Origin of the sequence: Candidatus Fukatsuia symbiotica (genome assembly GCF_003122425.1) — a bacterium.
Classification (GTDB): Bacteria; Pseudomonadota; Gammaproteobacteria; order Enterobacterales; family Enterobacteriaceae; genus Fukatsuia; species Fukatsuia symbiotica.
In genome coordinates this window covers 2,072,823-2,087,684 of the sequence record NZ_CP021659.1, presented here as the reverse complement: position 1 = coordinate 2,087,684, position 14,862 = coordinate 2,072,823, and the positions used below count along the sequence as shown (strand labels likewise).

Here is a 14,862-nt window from a genome sequence, read left to right as displayed (position 1 = left end):
AATATCAATATGTTATTTCTGATTTTCATAATCAACTGATACGGCGCCTGCTATAGCATTCATGTAGGAATGTTGTTAAAAATCTCCTGAACAAGGAGCCCCCATGAAATATGAACAAATAAAGGTATTGGAAGAGGAAAAATTTCGGCGCTTAACCGGAGTTAAACGTAGTACATTTGAAAAGGTGATAAAGATATTGAATGAAGCAGATAAATGTAAGCAAGGGAAAGAAGGTCGGAAACCCAAGCTGGGTTTAGAAGATCGCTTATTAATGGCCCTTGAGTATCTACGGGAATATCGCACTTATTTTCATGTTAGCCGAAGCGATGGGGTGAGTGAGAGCACCTGCTATGAAACGATTAAATGGATAGAAAATACGCTAATAAAGCATCCTGATTTTGCACTCCCTGGACGCAAAGCTTTATTAAAAAGTGATAGGGAGTATGAGCTCGTTCTTATTGATGCCACAGAAACGCCGATTGAACGTCCCCAAAAAAACAAAAGCAGTTTTACTCAGGAAAAAAGAAACGACCCACCTTAAAAACCCAAGTGATCGTCGATAAAAAAAGCAAAGCAGTCATCTGTACAAGCTTTACTCATGGGAGGCGTCATGATTTTAGGTTGTTCAAAGAGTCTGGCGTGCGAATACATTCTGAAATCAAAACAGTGACAGATACAGGTTACCAAGGGCTTGGCAAGATCCATTCAAACTCGGCGTTGCCTAAGAAAAAGACAAAGAAAAATCCCTTAACAAAAGAAGATAAACGCAACAATCGTGAGTTATCAAGCCAGCGTGTATTAAACGAAAATGTCCTTGGTATGATTAAACGATTTAAAATCGTATCAGATCGTTATCGAAACAGGCGAAAACGGTTTGGATTACGATTTAATCTGATTGCAGCAATTTATAACATGGAAATTAGATAAATCAGAGTTTCCGAAGAGGTCTATTGAATATCAATCGTGGCACACTAAACTCCTCTTATTGGGTGTTGGAACCGTAATATTACGAGTTTACTCTTCTCTTTCAATTCTTTATTATCAAATGTCAACAGCCTCTAGGGAGAGGATCAAATACAGACAAATCAAACGGACAGATTCTGTCCGTTTAATGGTGATGTCATTTCAGTTTTAAGCGGTTCGTGGTGTGTGTCGACAATGCCTTGTACAGTCACTACGTTCCCAGCGAAAGCCTGATTAATGCGATAATGTGCTGATAGCTTTGGCCTTCTGGGCTGCCACCGTATTGGGCGGTGACACTGGCAATAAATTTTTCTAACGTGGTGTTAAGGCCATTGCCATTGATTCCCATGGAGCCATCTTGTTGTTTGAACGCAGTCACGGATTGGTTACGACAACCGATGAGCGAGACGGTGAAGTAGTCCGCATCATTCGCCACACGGGCATAGTCTCCCCCACCCGTGTTTGACCGTGCATTTTTACCTCCCCACAGACCTGAGCCGTGCCAAAGACCCGTGCTTGGCCGTACACCGAGGCCTGGCCGACAATACGTGCTCTCCCGCATACCCTCGCTTCGCCATATACCTGTGCATCATCACGCACCCAAGCATTTTCATACACCCAAGCTTCATTAAATACGGCTACTTGGCCATCAACATGCGCCTCGTTGGAGACCTGTGCCTTATGGCATACGCGGGCATTGCCGAATATTTGTGCATCATCGTAGATATGTGCTTGATCGAATGCTTGCGCATTATCAGATAACCATGCATTCCCAATCATGTACCCAGCAATTGCCGTCTTGAGAGAGATTGGTTTCTGTTTCAATCCATCCCCCTACCTCACCGGCTTTCACGCCATCAAACGGTTTTCGTGCTGCTATTCGGTACAGCGTGATACCGTCGGTTTGCTGTTTTTCATCGGTTAACATAAATTTTTCCATGTCTTTTTTCCTCCAAAATAAAAAATATTGGCTTCTCACCTCTGTGGATTAACTGAATAACGCCTCTGCTAAGCAGAAGCGGTGATAGCCTTGTTTGTCCGGCGTGTTCCTCGAACTGAAAGTAACCAGGCTCTTGGCATTAGCCGGTTGTACATACTGCCCTGTGGCTTTTTACGTAAAGGGAAGGCCGTCGCTAGAGCCAATCGCCCGATCTACATCTGAGCGAGGTTGAGCACGCACTATTTTTGCGTGATGGCCCCTCTCCGATCAAGACTGTTTTCAATCGCCTCGCGCGAAATAGCCTGCGCTTTACGGCGTTGATGTCTGCGGTATTTGGCATTACCGCCATACATTGCCTTGCGTTTCGATGGTTTGTAAATAATCGTTGCCAGAACTTACCTCTGATTGATTTCTGGATAAGCTGGTTACATGACCTATTCAGAAATCAACGGGTAAACGTAAGGGTGCACTTTGTCAGTGCTATAAATCCCAAATTGTTAAAAAGCGTCCGCCTGGGCGGGGTAAAGCCGGTCTTGCAATTCGCGAATCATTCCGATCTTCATGTGCCTCGGACGGCTACTTCATGGGCTTTCCTTGCCTGCTTCACGTCGGCGTTTGCCGTGTTGATAGACTTAAATATACAGGTAAAAATGTATTTATCAAACAATTAATATTGTATTTGCATTTCGTTTATACATATCTGTTTGTATTTAAAATGAATTTATTTTGAAAAAACTTAGGATTTGACTCATCAGACCTATCGATTAGGTATGAAAAGAGTTGGGTGAATTGTGATCACGGGGAGGACCTAGCTAGCGCTTACGTCGATATATCCTATGTTCAACCATTGTTCCAATAATAGTCACTGGAACTATATCAGATTTGATTGTTGGATAATCGGGATTTAGAGGAATTAATTCAAATACAGCCTTACTATCCATGGCGGTAGTTTGAGGACGATATTTTTTAAATGTAGCTTCATTATCACAGTTTTTAGCAACAACAAACTCTCCAGGACATGGTTCTATTTCAGGATCAACGATGATAATATCCCCTGGTTCAAATTCTGGTTGCATTGAGTCCCCTTCGATTTTCAACGCAAAAGTATTCTCTGAACAATCTCTATCGGTCAGTATGTACTCAAATTCATCTGTCTCATTTAATATATGTGCGTTATACGCCAAAGCACCAGCTCGTATATAACTTATTAAGGGAATCTTCCTTGTTCCCACCTCTGCCAAGGTTTTAACCCCCCCCATGTACTAGCCAAGAAGGGTCACATTGTAAAACCTTAGCTAGTCCAAGAATATTTCTTGGTTTTTTTGTCTTTCCATTTTCGATGGCTTCTATAGACTGCTGAGATGTTTCAGCAATTTTTGCAACTTGAGTTTGAGTCAAGTTCAACTCTAGCCTTCTAGTTTTCACTCTATTTGCAAGGCTCATTATTATTCCTCGGTTAACTACTTTATATCTTCACAAGAAATTCTGTAATTGAAAAACATGTATATTTGTATATTAATACAATTAATTTTGTGGAGGATAACAACGGAAACTATCTCGGAGAGAATCAAAAAAAGATGCTCTGACCTTTGTATGACCCATATATACCCGTGATCAATGAAGATGCTTGATTTTGAAGTCGATAAGGATCATGCTCATAGCCATGAAAATAGAGCTGACTGCTGACCAGAAAATTACCCTCGAAGCCCAACATCGTCAAAGCCATGACCGCCGTGTCTGTGACAGGATCCGGTGTGTTTTGTTGTCCGCAGACGGCTGGACTCCCCCTATGATTGCTCACTCACAGCTCATTAATGAAACCACGGTGCGGCGCCACCTTACAGACTATCATAAACTCAACAAGCTCAAGCCTGAAAATGGCGGCTCCGATGGCTATCTCAATGCGGAACAGACCACGTCGCTGGTTGAACATCTCACCCAGCCGCTCTACCACCACAATCACCAAATTGTGGCGTATATCGCTGGACGCTGGAACATCACCTTTACCGTATCAGGTCTGTATAAAGGGTTGAAGCAGCATGGCTTTAGCTATAAAAAGCCGAAAGGTGTTCCGCATAAATTTGCCGTTGAGAAACAGCAGCAATTTATAAAGACCTACAGCGAATTGAAAGACGCCGCGGGTAATGACCCCATACTGTTTATTGATGCCGTTCATCCGACACAAGCCACCAAAATAAGCTACGGCTGGATACGAAAAGGCCAGGATAAAACGATAGAGACCACCGGGAGCAGAACGCGGTTGAATATCATGGGAGCCTTGAACATCCAGAATGTGGCTAACCCCATAATCCGTGATGATGAGACGATTAACAGCGAAAATGTGGTTCACTTCCTGTCTGCCATTCGCGCGCATTATCCCATCACGACAACGGCACATGTGATCCTCGAGGGTGCAGGCTATCACCGTTCACAGCTTGTGCAAGACGCCGCGCTTACGTTGAATATCCAGCTTCATTACCTTCCGCCGTATAGCCCGAATCTAAACCCGATAGAGCGATTGTGGAAGGTGATGAATGAGCAAACACGAAACAATAGATATTACCCATCTAAACAGAGTTTTAAGAACGATATCTTAAACTTCTTTGAGGTGAAGCTACCACAAATGGCAAGTTCTCTGGTATCTCGCTTAAACGATAATTTCCAGGCGCTAAATCCTGCATCTTGATTTCACTTGGGTATAGAACTAGCGATAAAGGTTGGAATTAAGCAGCAATCAATTCAGCAAATAGAGTCAGGGGCTACAAAACGCCCAAAATTTCTATTTGAAATAGCTAAAGCTCTTAACTGTGATCCTCACAGGCTTATTTATGGAAGAACAAAATTCGAAGTAGCTTGAGGAGTATCAATCTCGCTTTAAAATTTTAGTCCATAGAGAAATTATTACCGACGGAAAAAATAAAGCGACCTAGCACAATCATTACCATTAACTATCTCATAACTAAACAGTAAACATAACTAATCTGAATTCGGGATAAGCCGACTATTCTATAATGTGACGATATTTGAGCAGTTCAGAGCGAATTTTGGTTTGGATGGTGTAAGGTAGTAAGCAACGCAGTGTGCTCGACAGATACCGTCTTGATTACGTCTTTGCAAGCGCTATTTTTGTATCAAAAGGGAGACCTGATTTCAGCACGCCATAGGCCAGTTGGAGTAATTTACGCATTGCAGCACAGACACCGACTTTTCCCCCTTTATTTCGTTTTACCCATCGTTCCCATTGAGATTTTATTATTGGGTTGTAAGTGATGGAGCTAAGGGCTGGCATATACCCAAGTGAAATCAAGATGCAGGATTTAGCGCCTGGAAATTATCGTTTAAGCGAGATACCAGAGAACTTGCCATTTGTGGTAGCTTCACCTCAAAGAAGTTTAAGATATCGTTCTTAAAACTCTGTTTAGATGGGTAATATCTATTGTTTCGTGTTTGCTCATTCATCACCTTCCACAATCGCTCTATCGGGTTTAGATTCGGGCTATACGGCGGAAGGTAATGAAGCTGGATATTCAACGTAAGCGCGGCGTCTTGCACAAGCTGTGAACGGTGATAGCCTGCACCCTCGAGGATCACATGTGCCGTTGTCGTGATGGGATAATGCGCGCGAATGGCAGACAGGAAGTGAACCACATTTTCGCTGTTAATCGTCTCATCATCACGGATTATGGGGTTAGCCACATTCTGGATGTTCAAGGCTCCCATGATATTCAACCGCGTTCTGCTCCCGGTGGTCTCTATCGTTTTATCCTGGCCTTTTCGTATCCAGCCGTAGCTTATTTTGGTGGCTTGTGTCGGATGAACGGCATCAATAAACAGTATGGGGTCATTACCCGCGGCGTCTTTCAATTCGCTGTAGGTCTTTATAAATTGCTGCTGTTTCTCAACGGCAAATTTATGCGGAACACCTTTCGGCTTTTTATAGCTAAAGCCATGCTGCTTCAACCCTTTATACAGACCTGATACGGTAAAGGTGATGTTCCAGCGTCCAGCGATATACGCCACAATTTGGTGATTGTGGTGGTAGAGCGGCTGGGTGAGATGTTCAACCAGCGACGTGGTCTGTTCCGCATTGAGATAGCCATCGGAGCCGCCATTTTCAGGCTTGAGCTTGTTGAGTTTATGATAGTCTGTAAGGTGGCGCCGCACCGTGGTTTCATTAATGAGCTGTGAGTGAGCAATCATAGGGGGAGTCCAGCCGTCTGCGGACAACAAAACACACCGGATCCTGTCACAGACACGGCGGTCATGGCTTTGACGATGTTGGGCTTCGAGGGTAATTTTCTGGTCAGCAGTCAGCTCTATTTTCATGGCTATGAGCATGATCCTTATCGACTTCAAAATCAAGCATCTTCATTGATCACGGGTATATGCTGCATATTATCATCAAGACGATCACCGAATAACATTGATGGAGATCACTCAATAACCCCCTATGTCAGCATAGTTGTCGCCTGTTAATATTAAGGAGAACACCATGCCCGCAAACCCCGTGCCTATCAATATCAAGCAACAAGGGTTGCTCTGGTTTCAACCTCCGTATAATTGGTCTGACCGGCAAATAGCTAAAAAGCTAGACGTGAGCCCTTCCGTTGTTTCAAGATGGAGAAACGAGTTAATGAATGATGGCCTGTTATGTGAAGATGAGTGGTTTTTAAAGAATAACGAAGGTTGGTCCCCGAGCAGCGCTTTGCGGTGGTCCTCGAAAGCGCAGTGATGTCTGAAATTGAGCTGGCGGAATACTGTCGGCATAAAGGATTGTTTGTTGAACAGGTTAAGGAATGGCGAACGATTTCGACCCAGGCACATGAGCTGAAAGCCCTAAATAATCATAAAGTTGATAAGGTCGTCAAAGAATACAGACAAAAGGTCCGTGAACTTGAAAAAGAACTCGCCAGAAAAGAAAAGGCGCTTGCGGAAACCGCAGCCCTACTGGTAAACAGCGAGGACGCCTGATCCCTCTCCCGGAGCGGCATAAAATAATTGATATGCTCAGAGATGCGATGCAACAAGGGGCTCGTAAGGCGCCGGCATGCTAGGCCCTTGGGATTTCAGTCAGAACACTGCAACGCTGGAACAACAACCGTCACAACTCCCCCTGGCCGACAAACGGTCAAAGGCAGTTCGCAATGCCCCCAGTAACAAATTGTCTGATGCTGAACGACGGCGGATCATAGAAATCTGTAATTCGCCAGAGTTTGCGAGTTTCCTTCCGAATGTAATCGTCCCGACGCTTGCTGACAGGGGAATTTATATCGCATCTGAGTCTACGTTTTATCGGGTGCTCAAAGCTAACAAATTGTTCACTCCTAGATGTCGAGAGAGAAGTTATAAGCGCCCATGCGCACAAAAAACGACAGCACCGAATCAAGTATGGTCCTGGGATATCAGTTATTTACCAACACCTATAAAAGGCCGGCATCTTTACCTCTACATGATGATGGACATTTTCAGTCGGAAAATTGTGGGGGCAGATGTTTTTGAACAAGAATCCGGCGAACAGGCTGCAGAGCTACTGCAACGATGCATCTGGAGAGAAAAATGCGCTGACAAAAAAATTATTCTTCACTCAGCTAATGGTAGTCCCATGCGCAGTTATACCCTGTTGGCGAAAATGTGCGATCTGGGGGTAATTAGTTCATATTCCCGCCCGCGAGTCAGTAATGATAACCCTTATTCTGAATCATTGTTTCGAACGGTGAAATATTGCCCCCAGTGGCCGGCCGAGGGTTTTACCTTGCTCAATGATGCCAGAACCTGGGTAACCCAGTTCGTGGACTGGTACAACCTTGAGCATAAACACAGTGGTATCAAATAGGTTACTCCAGATGAGCGTCATAGGGGAGCAGACAGAGAAATATCAGCCAAACGGAAAGCCGTCTATGGATTAGCTCGAGCTAAAAAACCCGAACGTTGGAGCAAAGGCTGTCGTAACTGGAATTTTATTCATGAAGTGATGCTGTATCCGGAAGCAAATGCTGCATAAAATTAGAAATAAGGCGACAACTAGCTTGAAAAACAGCGAAGAATGTGTACGGAATATCGCGCTCTCGCTCACTCTCTCATTGCTAAAAAATCGATAAGCTCCTTTGGCCTGTGACCAGGAGCCATGACAGCTTGGATAAATTGAACCTGACGCTTTTGATGATAATAAGCCCGCTGTTTCAAAAAAACGCTCTTTAAGGCGTTTATCTCCGAAATCAATTTGATGAAATTCTTCCCGGATCCACTCATTCCCATTACCCGTTACTGTTTTCATGTGCCTGTTTCCTGATTTACCTTGCTCTTCTTTACTATTGACTCTACCAATAATCCAATTCCACCTGAATCATTTTTCATTCAACGTTGTGGGTAAAAGTGAGACCTCAATCCTATCGAACACAAATGGGCTCAAGCCAAAGCACTTCGTAGAAAGCAACAATGTCACATTGACTCTCTGTTTTCTTATGACTTTATTTAAATCAATTTATAAGGCCCCTGCTATATCTATTGAACTGGAGGCTTCAGGATCGACGGTTTCTGAAGTAGAGGGATTTGGTATAATAATACTGGATAATATCTGTTTTTCATATTTACACCACGCAAAATACCAAACTCATTTCAGAAAAAACCTTGCTAACTGTGCCATATGATTATTTTGACTCACTGCGATGACCATTTTTTAGTAGATAAAACAAATTATTTTTATATGTTTCGTATCTATAAAATAGAGTATAGAATGATATTTTCTACTGCAAAACATCGTAATTTGTTACTTAAACATTTTTTTAGTTGAAAATTTTGCTTAATTCATTTGATTTCTAATACAGATGCTCAGGTTATTTTAATAATATTTACAATGCAAAAAATTCAAGCTTATCTTAAAAACTATTCTGTTATTAATATGGTAGAAAAAATAAATAAGAAATAATGAAATCGTTTTACGGTAATATTTTTATTCCAATTTATTGATGTTTCCATCAGAGTTTTTTACAGTTATGGAAACAGTGGATAGCATTTTATTCAGCCATGAATACCTCAACCATCTTTGATAAATTCAGTCAGACATTTATTATCTGCATTACAAAAAATGGGTAATAGGACGGTGTTGAAATGGTATTTATTTGGTACCGATTCATTTAGCGCAACATGTTTAATAAACCGATAATAGATTACATATCAATGGTATTAATACGACACAAGAATATTTTAGATCTGTCTAAAACGTTATAACTGATTGATATTACTGGTGGGTCGTGCAGGATTCGAACCTGCGACCAATTGATTAAAAGTCAACTGCTCTACCAACTGAGCTAACGACCCGCTGCTGCTTCATATCGACAGGAACAAACTAATCATCCTGCGCGCCACTCTTGACTAGGGCGATGCATGTTACCAATTTATCTTGGTAGTGCAACTTAAATTTCCTGAAAAGCTTTAATTTTTTGCTATTTATTTAATTATGCGCAAAATAACACCCATTTAATTTGTTTTTCAGTTTATAGGCTGCCATCAAAGCAAGTTCATAGCCTAGTACAGTAGCAGTTTTTGATAATACAAAGAGGCTAAAAAGAAGCCAATTTCTTCTGTGCTTCTGCGGCTGCCTGGCTATTAGGGTACTTTTTAATCACTTGCTGATAAACCGCCTTCGCTTTGTCGGTTTGTTTTTTATCCTGCATAATCATACCCACCTTAAGCATCGCATCTGCACTTTTTGCTGATTGTGGGTAATTCTTAACCACGAATGCATAATAGGAAGCAGCGATATCTTTTTCGCCTTTATTATTATAGTACAACTGCCCCAACCAATAATTGACGTTAGGTAGATAAACTGATTCTGGATATTGAGTCAAAAAATTTTCAAATGCTACAATAGCTTGATCATATTGTTGTTTTTCCCGGGAAGAAGTGGCTTGTTTGTAAGCATTCTCGTCATCATTCACAGGTATCTTTGTATTGCTGGCAGCCTCCGGAACCACAGTACTCTTAGCACTGGTGTCAGGTTCTGTATTACCCGGTATTTCTTGCCCTATTAGACTTTCTGCCCGTTGAGCCATCTTTGGCTGCCCAACGATCTGGTTGAGTTGATACTGGTTATTCTGGATTTGACCCCGCAAACTTTCAATATCGCGTTGCGAATCTGACAGTTGCTGTTGTAATTGGGTTAATAATTGGCTGTGCGCATTAACAATACGTTCCAGCTGAGTGACATGATCTTCTAACGATCCCGAGCCAACACCACTGATCGACGCTTCGGCTGTAGCGGCCGATGGAACCGCTACGCCAAAAAGTAACGACAAACTTAGCAAATAGCATCTGCAGTTACTGTTCATCTGATTCTCTTAGTAAACCAAAACTGCGCGACGGTTTTTCGCGTATGCCTGTTCATTATGCCCCAATTCCGCTGGTTTGGCTTTACCATAAGAGACGATAGAGATTCGATCCGCAGATACACCTTTACCTTGCAGGTACATTCCAACAGCATTCGCACGACGTTCACCCAAAGCAATGTTATATTCCGGCGTACCACGTTCGTCCGCATAGCCTTCAACAGTTACCTTGAACTTCGGATTATCCCGCAGGAAATTGGCATGTTTGTTCAGCATATCCATGAAGCCAGCATTAACATCATATTTATCAAGACCAAAATAAACTGTCTTATTTGCTTGCAGTTCTTGCATTTGCAAACGTGCCTGCTCTCCAGAGGACAAACTGCTAATATTTTCGCTACTCATGCCGGAGTCAGAACCCATAGCCGATTGATCATTATCAACCTTTTTATTAGAACTACAAGCGGCCACAGCCAGAACAGGTAATACCAACATCAACCCTTTTAGCATTTTGTTCAGTTGCATTTTTTGGATCCTTTAATTTTATAGTTTGCCATAGATTATATGTGCATCACAGATACGGCGACCAGGCAGGAAATTTGACTTGTCCATCGGTTGCCGGAAGACTCGCTTTGAAACGTCCATCAGTCGATACCAGTTGTAACACTGAGCCTAGCTCCTTGGTCGAACTATAGATTACCATGGTACCGTTAGGCGCGATACTGGGCGTTTCATCCAGAAAGGTATCCGTTAATACTTGAACGGCTCCCGTTGCCAGATCCTGTTTGACGATGTGCTGAGATCCACTCTTGCTACCCACCATGATCAAAGATTTACCATCAGGGCTAACATCCACATCCTGATTTTGCGATCCTTCCCAGGTAATTCGCTCCGGCACACCGCCGTTAATGTCTATTTTATACACTTGCGGACGTCCACCTTGGTCTGAAGTGTAGGCGAGATGTTGGCTATCTTGGAACCAGCTTGGTTCAGTATTGTTACTACGACTATCAGTAATCTGACTGATGCTACCAGAAGCAAGATTCATCAGGTAAATATTGAGACTACCACTTTTAGACAAAGCAAAAGCTAATTTAGACCCATCTGGAGAAAATGCAGGCGCACCGTTGTGGCGTGGAAATGAAGCAATCGGTTTGATGTTACGATCAGCGAGCGTCTGCATAACCAGAGCAGATTTACCACTTTCAAAAGTAACGTAAGCGATTTTGCTGCCATCCGCCGACCAAGCGGGTGACATCAGAGGTTGAGGAGAACGATGAACAGTGACTTGATTGTAACCATCGTAATCTGAAACACGTAATTCATAGGGAAACTGACTGCCATTACTGGTCTCTACAATATAGGCAATGCGAGTACGAAAGGCACCTTTAATACCTGTTAATTTTTCAAATACCTCGTCACTGGCAGTATGAGCCGCATAACGTAGCCATTGTTTAGTAACTGTGTACTGATTTTGCGCTAAAACGCTACCAGCCATGCCCGAAGTATCGAGCAGTTGATAAGAAACCACATAGCTACCATCAGCACTCGGCTGGATCTGACCGATCACTACGGCATCAATCCCCAGTGTGGTCCAGGCTGTGGGGGTGACTTCAACCGAGCTGCCCGGCTGCTGCGGCATACGTGATACATCGATGGGGTTAAATTTGCCACTGTTGCGCAAATCGGCGCTTACTATCGAGGCAATTTCTTCAGGTGCGATGCCTGGCCCGAGCCATTTAAATGGAATGACCGCGATGGGCCGAGCTGAGTCAACACCCTGGGTGATTTCAATACGCACCTCTGCGTGCAAGATAGTCGCCCACAATATTAAAAATCCTAGTGCTACTCGAGATACTCGCTTCATTTTATCTCCCTTTCTAAGAAAACTTATTTCGCAATAATTTAAAGCGGTTGACCAACTTCCTGCAACACTTCAACGTGTGTACTTAAAGCGTAGAGAAATAACGTAACACAAAGACAACCTGACTAAAATTTCACGGGTGTTTATCAAACCTTATTACGGCTTAAATACAAGCGCAGCATTCTTAAACACCTGGTAAACATCATCATTCGGTGGTTTAGGTATTTTAGCCTGTTTCGCAGCTGCTATCGCTGCCTGACATAAGGCAGGATCCCCCCTTCAGCCGTTACACCCATCAATATACCTTCCGGAGACAATTGAATTCTCAGATCACATTTACGCCCCCGATAAAGATTTGCATCGTAAAATCTGCTTTGAATGGCGGCAGTGATTTGCCCTAAATAGCCATTAATTTCAGATCCCGATGCGCCACTCTTTCTACCTCCACCTTGACCTGCCGCTGCTGCACTACCTTGGGGTACATTTTTTTCTGCTGCCAAGCCTCCCAATAGATCATCCACTTCTGTTGTCCTTGCGGCCTCAGCAGCAGCAGCAACTTTCTTGGCCTCAGCCGCTGCTTTTTGTTTTGCCTCATTTTCTGCTTTTTTCGCCTCAGCCTGTTTTTTTGCCGCAGCAGCGGCTGCTTTTTTCGCTTCTGCCACCGCTTTTTCTCTGGCCTCCGCCGCCGCTTTCAGCATTTTATCGGCTTCTGCTTTTGCCTGAGCAGCCTCGGCCTCCGCCCGTCTTTGTTCTGTTTGCGCTTTTTCTATCGCCGCCGCGGCTTTTTCCTGTTGTTCTGCAAACTGTTTTTGCTGTTCTTCAGCCGCTTGTTTCGCATTTTCTTGCGCCTGTAGACGTTCTTTTTCTAGATCTTTCAAACGTTGCCGTTCTGCTGCCTGTTTTTGCTGTAGCTCTTCAGCCTGTTTCTCAGCTCTTTTTTTATATTGTTGTTGTGCACGTTTAGCTTCAGTCTGTTGCTGCTCTTGACGCTGATATTGCTGTGCAACGGCGCCAGGGTCAACCATCACCGCGTCGATAACAGTACCACTTGCACCAGAGCCACCAATATCAGCATTCTGCGTCGAGGATCCCCAAATTAATAAGGCAATCAATACCAGGTGCAGAATGACCGAAACAATCACAGCCAGCTTCAACTTATGGTTTTGTTCGGTTCCTTTTGTCACATTCGATTTCCAGAAACAAGATTTTAATAATAGACTTTTTGCAAAACTGTAGCGAATGCTGCAAATTCAAGGTGCCTTGCGCGCAGTAACTGCACGGTACATACGAGTACATGAGGATTGCGAGCACCACGTAACGCAGAACTTGCAGCACGGTAGTAGGTTTTGCAAAAAGTCTACGAAGTTATATCGGTTGCGTCATCAAGCCCACAGAAGTAACGCCAGCCTGATGAAGCATATTCAATGCTTTAATAATCTCATCATAAGGTACTTCTTTTGCACCACCAATTAAAAACACAGTTTTCGGATCAGCCTGCAAACGCGCCTGTGCTTCGGCAACCACTTGCTGTTCTGGTAGTTGTTCCATACGTTGATGATCGACAACTAGGGTATATTGACCCACCCCAGAGACTTCAACAATGATTGGTGGATCACCCTTGCTAGACACTGTTTTTGAATCTGTCGCATTAGGTAGATCAACTTCAACACTTTGCGTAATAATGGGCGCTGTCGCCATAAAAATCAGCAATAGCACCAGTAACACATCGAGTAAGGGAACAATATTAATTTCAGATTTAAGCTCGCGACTTTTACGGTTTGATGCTCGTCTCATGTGCCCCCGCCCCTCACTTATTAGAACCTGTTAAAAATCTATTGCGTAGCACGTGCAAAAGCTTGGCGATGCAGAATAGCGGTGAATTCTTCCATAAAATTATCGTAGTTCTGCTCAATTTTATTCATGCGTTGGTTAAGCCTGTTGTAGGCCATGACCGCAGGAATCGCCGCAAATAAGCCAATAGCCGTTGCAATCAAAGCCTCGGCAATACCAGGTGCAACCATCTGTAACGTTGCCTGCTTCGCGGCACCTAAAGCAATAAAAGCATGCATGATACCCCACACCGTACCAAACAGACCGATATACGGGCTGATAGAACCAACAGTACCAAGGAACGGAATATGGGTTTCCAAAGATTCTAATTCACGGTTCATCGCGATACGCATCGCCCGTGATGCACCGTTAACAACCGCTTCAGGCACCTGACTATTAGCACGATGTAAACGAGCGAACTCTTTAAAACCAGAATGGAAAATTTGTTCTGAACCGCTGATGCTATCATGGCGCGCCTGACTTTCCTGATACAGGATAGATAGCTCGCCACCCGACCAGAACTTATCTTCAAAAGCTTCAGCATCACGGCCGGCGGCATTCAGAAGACGCGTCTTCTGAATAATGATCGCCCATGAAACGATAGAAAATATAATTAATACCAGCATGATAAACTGCACCAAAAGGCTTGATTTCAAGAATAAATCTAAAATACTCATGTCAGTCACTGCGTAAACTCCGCGATAATAAACTTAAGAAGTCAAAAACCAACCACAACACGATACTCAAGAGTTTCAAACTCGGGAATGAATTGTCCAACGAGGAAGAAAATAATTATAGGTTGGCCTCATCGTTGTCATTCTTAGCTGCATTTTTACGCGTCTTGCTAATTTCACTCTGCTCCAGTGCCAAAGCAGAAATAATACCGAAACAACAGGCCAAAAGCGTGCCAAATATCCAGGCAAGATACCACATGATCTGTG

17 protein-coding genes, 1 tRNA gene and 4 pseudogenes are annotated in these 14,862 nt (G+C 43.3%); 4 read left to right on the top strand and 18 right to left on the bottom strand.

Annotated elements, in window-relative coordinates:
* Positions 1-103: 103 nt before the first annotated feature.
* A protein-coding gene (locus CCS41_RS10010) for an IS5 family transposase (RefSeq protein ID WP_240313747.1) occupies positions 104-927 on the top strand; the annotation gives its coding sequence in 2 pieces (ribosomal slippage) (positions 104-491 and positions 491-927; 825 coding nt in all).
* A 247-nt stretch (positions 928-1,174) separates the two neighbouring features.
* On the opposite strand, the gene CCS41_RS15700 is transcribed toward CCS41_RS10010, so the two are convergent.
* From CCS41_RS15700 to CCS41_RS17745, 6 genes are all read right to left on the bottom strand, one after another.
* The gene (locus tag CCS41_RS15700; RefSeq protein ID WP_162860053.1) at positions 1,175-1,342 is read right to left on the bottom strand and encodes a hypothetical protein; all 168 of its coding nucleotides are present in this window, start codon (positions 1,340-1,342) and stop codon (positions 1,175-1,177) included.
* Positions 1,339-1,743 carry a hypothetical protein gene (locus CCS41_RS10005; RefSeq protein ID WP_119797529.1) on the bottom strand — a complete coding sequence of 135 codons (405 nt, stop codon included), beginning with the start codon at positions 1,741-1,743 and terminating at the stop codon, positions 1,339-1,341. The genes CCS41_RS15700 and CCS41_RS10005 overlap by 4 nt, the downstream gene beginning before the upstream one ends.
* The gene (locus CCS41_RS10000) at positions 1,718-1,903 is read right to left on the bottom strand and encodes a hypothetical protein (RefSeq protein ID WP_119797528.1); all 186 of its coding nucleotides are present in this window, start codon (positions 1,901-1,903) and stop codon (positions 1,718-1,720) included. The genes CCS41_RS10005 and CCS41_RS10000 overlap by 26 nt, the downstream gene beginning before the upstream one ends.
* 239 nt (positions 1,904-2,142) lie before the next feature.
* The gene (locus CCS41_RS17920; RefSeq protein WP_477021203.1) at positions 2,143-2,283 is read right to left on the bottom strand and encodes a transcriptional antitermination N peptide; all 141 of its coding nucleotides are present in this window, start codon (positions 2,281-2,283) and stop codon (positions 2,143-2,145) included.
* Positions 2,284-2,715: 432 nt separating this feature from the next.
* The gene (locus CCS41_RS09995; protein WP_420866965.1) at positions 2,716-3,162 is read right to left on the bottom strand and encodes a LexA family protein; all 447 of its coding nucleotides are present in this window, start codon (positions 3,160-3,162) and stop codon (positions 2,716-2,718) included.
* Positions 3,149-3,346, bottom strand: a complete 198-nt coding sequence (locus CCS41_RS17745; RefSeq protein WP_420866964.1) for a helix-turn-helix domain-containing protein — start codon at positions 3,344-3,346, stop codon at positions 3,149-3,151. The genes CCS41_RS09995 and CCS41_RS17745 overlap by 14 nt, the downstream gene beginning before the upstream one ends.
* A gap of 220 nt (positions 3,347-3,566) precedes the next feature.
* Between CCS41_RS17745 and CCS41_RS09990 the strand changes: the two genes are divergently transcribed.
* Both CCS41_RS09990 and CCS41_RS09985 read left to right on the top strand, forming a co-directional pair.
* On the top strand, positions 3,567-4,589 hold the full coding sequence (locus tag CCS41_RS09990; RefSeq protein ID WP_119797033.1) for an IS630 family transposase: 1,023 nt from the start codon (positions 3,567-3,569) through the stop codon (positions 4,587-4,589).
* 6 nt (positions 4,590-4,595) lie between these two features.
* Positions 4,596-4,760 carry a helix-turn-helix domain-containing protein gene (locus CCS41_RS09985; protein ID WP_119797527.1) on the top strand — a complete coding sequence of 55 codons (165 nt, stop codon included), beginning with the start codon at positions 4,596-4,598 and terminating at the stop codon, positions 4,758-4,760.
* A gap of 246 nt (positions 4,761-5,006) precedes the next feature.
* Here the strand turns inward: CCS41_RS09985 and CCS41_RS17740 are convergent, their stop codons facing one another.
* The gene (locus CCS41_RS17740; RefSeq protein ID WP_420836492.1) at positions 5,007-5,192 is read right to left on the bottom strand and encodes a hypothetical protein; all 186 of its coding nucleotides are present in this window, start codon (positions 5,190-5,192) and stop codon (positions 5,007-5,009) included.
* A 14-nt stretch (positions 5,193-5,206) separates the two neighbouring features.
* Entirely contained in the window at positions 5,207-6,229 is a 1,023-nt protein-coding gene (locus CCS41_RS09975) for an IS630 family transposase (RefSeq protein WP_119797033.1), read from the bottom strand.
* A 166-nt stretch (positions 6,230-6,395) separates the two neighbouring features.
* Between CCS41_RS09975 and CCS41_RS16720 the strand changes: the two are divergent.
* A pseudogene (locus CCS41_RS16720) lies at positions 6,396-7,904 on the top strand (IS3 family transposase).
* Here the strand turns inward: CCS41_RS16720 and CCS41_RS09965 are convergent.
* The 10 genes and pseudogenes from CCS41_RS09965 to cydX form a co-directional block, all read right to left on the bottom strand.
* Positions 7,806-8,177, bottom strand: coding sequence for an IS4/Tn5 family transposase DNA-binding protein (locus CCS41_RS09965; RefSeq protein WP_072550258.1), 372 nt, complete (start codon positions 8,175-8,177; stop codon positions 7,806-7,808). The pseudogene CCS41_RS16720 and the gene CCS41_RS09965 overlap by 99 nt on opposite strands.
* A 967-nt stretch (positions 8,178-9,144) precedes the next feature.
* Positions 9,145-9,220 (bottom strand) — tRNA-Lys (locus CCS41_RS09960).
* A gap of 242 nt (positions 9,221-9,462) precedes the next feature.
* A pseudogene (gene ybgF / locus CCS41_RS17735) lies at positions 9,463-9,837 on the bottom strand (tol-pal system protein YbgF); the annotation flags it as partial.
* Positions 9,838-9,965: 128 nt separating this feature from the next.
* Positions 9,966-10,230, bottom strand: a pseudogene (locus CCS41_RS17730) (YbgF trimerization domain-containing protein); the annotation flags it as partial.
* Positions 10,231-10,239: 9 nt separating this feature from the next.
* Positions 10,240-10,752: a peptidoglycan-associated lipoprotein Pal gene (gene pal, locus CCS41_RS09950; RefSeq protein ID WP_072550260.1), complete on the bottom strand. Its 513-nt coding sequence runs from the start codon at positions 10,750-10,752 to the stop codon at positions 10,240-10,242.
* Positions 10,753-10,798: 46 nt separating this feature from the next.
* Positions 10,799-12,094, bottom strand: a complete 1,296-nt coding sequence (gene tolB, locus CCS41_RS09945; RefSeq protein WP_072550261.1) for a Tol-Pal system beta propeller repeat protein TolB — start codon at positions 12,092-12,094, stop codon at positions 10,799-10,801.
* Positions 12,095-12,247: 153 nt separating this feature from the next.
* Positions 12,248-13,275, bottom strand: a pseudogene (tolA, locus tag CCS41_RS09935) (cell envelope integrity protein TolA).
* Between the two features lie 181 nt (positions 13,276-13,456).
* Positions 13,457-13,885 carry a colicin uptake protein TolR gene (tolR, locus tag CCS41_RS09930; protein ID WP_072550263.1) on the bottom strand — a complete coding sequence of 143 codons (429 nt, stop codon included), beginning with the start codon at positions 13,883-13,885 and terminating at the stop codon, positions 13,457-13,459.
* Positions 13,886-13,923: 38 nt separating this feature from the next.
* Positions 13,924-14,607: a Tol-Pal system protein TolQ gene (gene tolQ, locus CCS41_RS09925; protein WP_072550264.1), complete on the bottom strand. Its 684-nt coding sequence runs from the start codon at positions 14,605-14,607 to the stop codon at positions 13,924-13,926.
* 106 nt (positions 14,608-14,713) lie between these two features.
* Positions 14,714-14,854 carry a cytochrome bd-I oxidase subunit CydX gene (cydX, locus tag CCS41_RS09920; protein ID WP_072550265.1) on the bottom strand — a complete coding sequence of 47 codons (141 nt, stop codon included), beginning with the start codon at positions 14,852-14,854 and terminating at the stop codon, positions 14,714-14,716.
* Positions 14,855-14,862: the final 8 nt, after the last annotated feature.

What these genes read in the sequence shown, in the direction of transcription:
- CCS41_RS17740 (WP_420836492.1), bottom strand. Translation starts at nt 5,192, where the DNA reads ATGCCAGCCCTTAGCTCCATCACTTACAACCCAATAATAAAATCTCAA.
- CCS41_RS17745 (WP_420866964.1), bottom strand. Translation starts at nt 3,346, where the DNA reads ATGAGCCTTGCAAATAGAGTGAAAACTAGAAGGCTAGAGTTGAACTTG.
- tolR (WP_072550263.1), bottom strand. Translation starts at nt 13,885, where the DNA reads ATGAGACGAGCATCAAACCGTAAAAGTCGCGAGCTTAAATCTGAAATT.
- CCS41_RS10000 (WP_119797528.1), bottom strand. Translation starts at nt 1,903, where the DNA reads ATGGAAAAATTTATGTTAACCGATGAAAAACAGCAAACCGACGGTATC.
- CCS41_RS09990 (WP_119797033.1), top strand. Translation starts at nt 3,567, where the DNA reads ATGAAAATAGAGCTGACTGCTGACCAGAAAATTACCCTCGAAGCCCAA.
- CCS41_RS09965 (WP_072550258.1), bottom strand. Translation starts at nt 8,177, where the DNA reads ATGAAAACAGTAACGGGTAATGGGAATGAGTGGATCCGGGAAGAATTT.
- CCS41_RS09975 (WP_119797033.1), bottom strand. Translation starts at nt 6,229, where the DNA reads ATGAAAATAGAGCTGACTGCTGACCAGAAAATTACCCTCGAAGCCCAA.
- pal (WP_072550260.1), bottom strand. Translation starts at nt 10,752, where the DNA reads ATGCAACTGAACAAAATGCTAAAAGGGTTGATGTTGGTATTACCTGTT.
- cydX (WP_072550265.1), bottom strand. Translation starts at nt 14,854, where the DNA reads ATGTGGTATCTTGCCTGGATATTTGGCACGCTTTTGGCCTGTTGTTTC.
- CCS41_RS10005 (WP_119797529.1), bottom strand. Translation starts at nt 1,743, where the DNA reads ATGATTGGGAATGCATGGTTATCTGATAATGCGCAAGCATTCGATCAA.
- tolB (WP_072550261.1), bottom strand. Translation starts at nt 12,094, where the DNA reads ATGAAGCGAGTATCTCGAGTAGCACTAGGATTTTTAATATTGTGGGCG.
- CCS41_RS09995 (WP_420866965.1), bottom strand. Translation starts at nt 3,162, where the DNA reads ATGGGGGGGGTTAAAACCTTGGCAGAGGTGGGAACAAGGAAGATTCCC.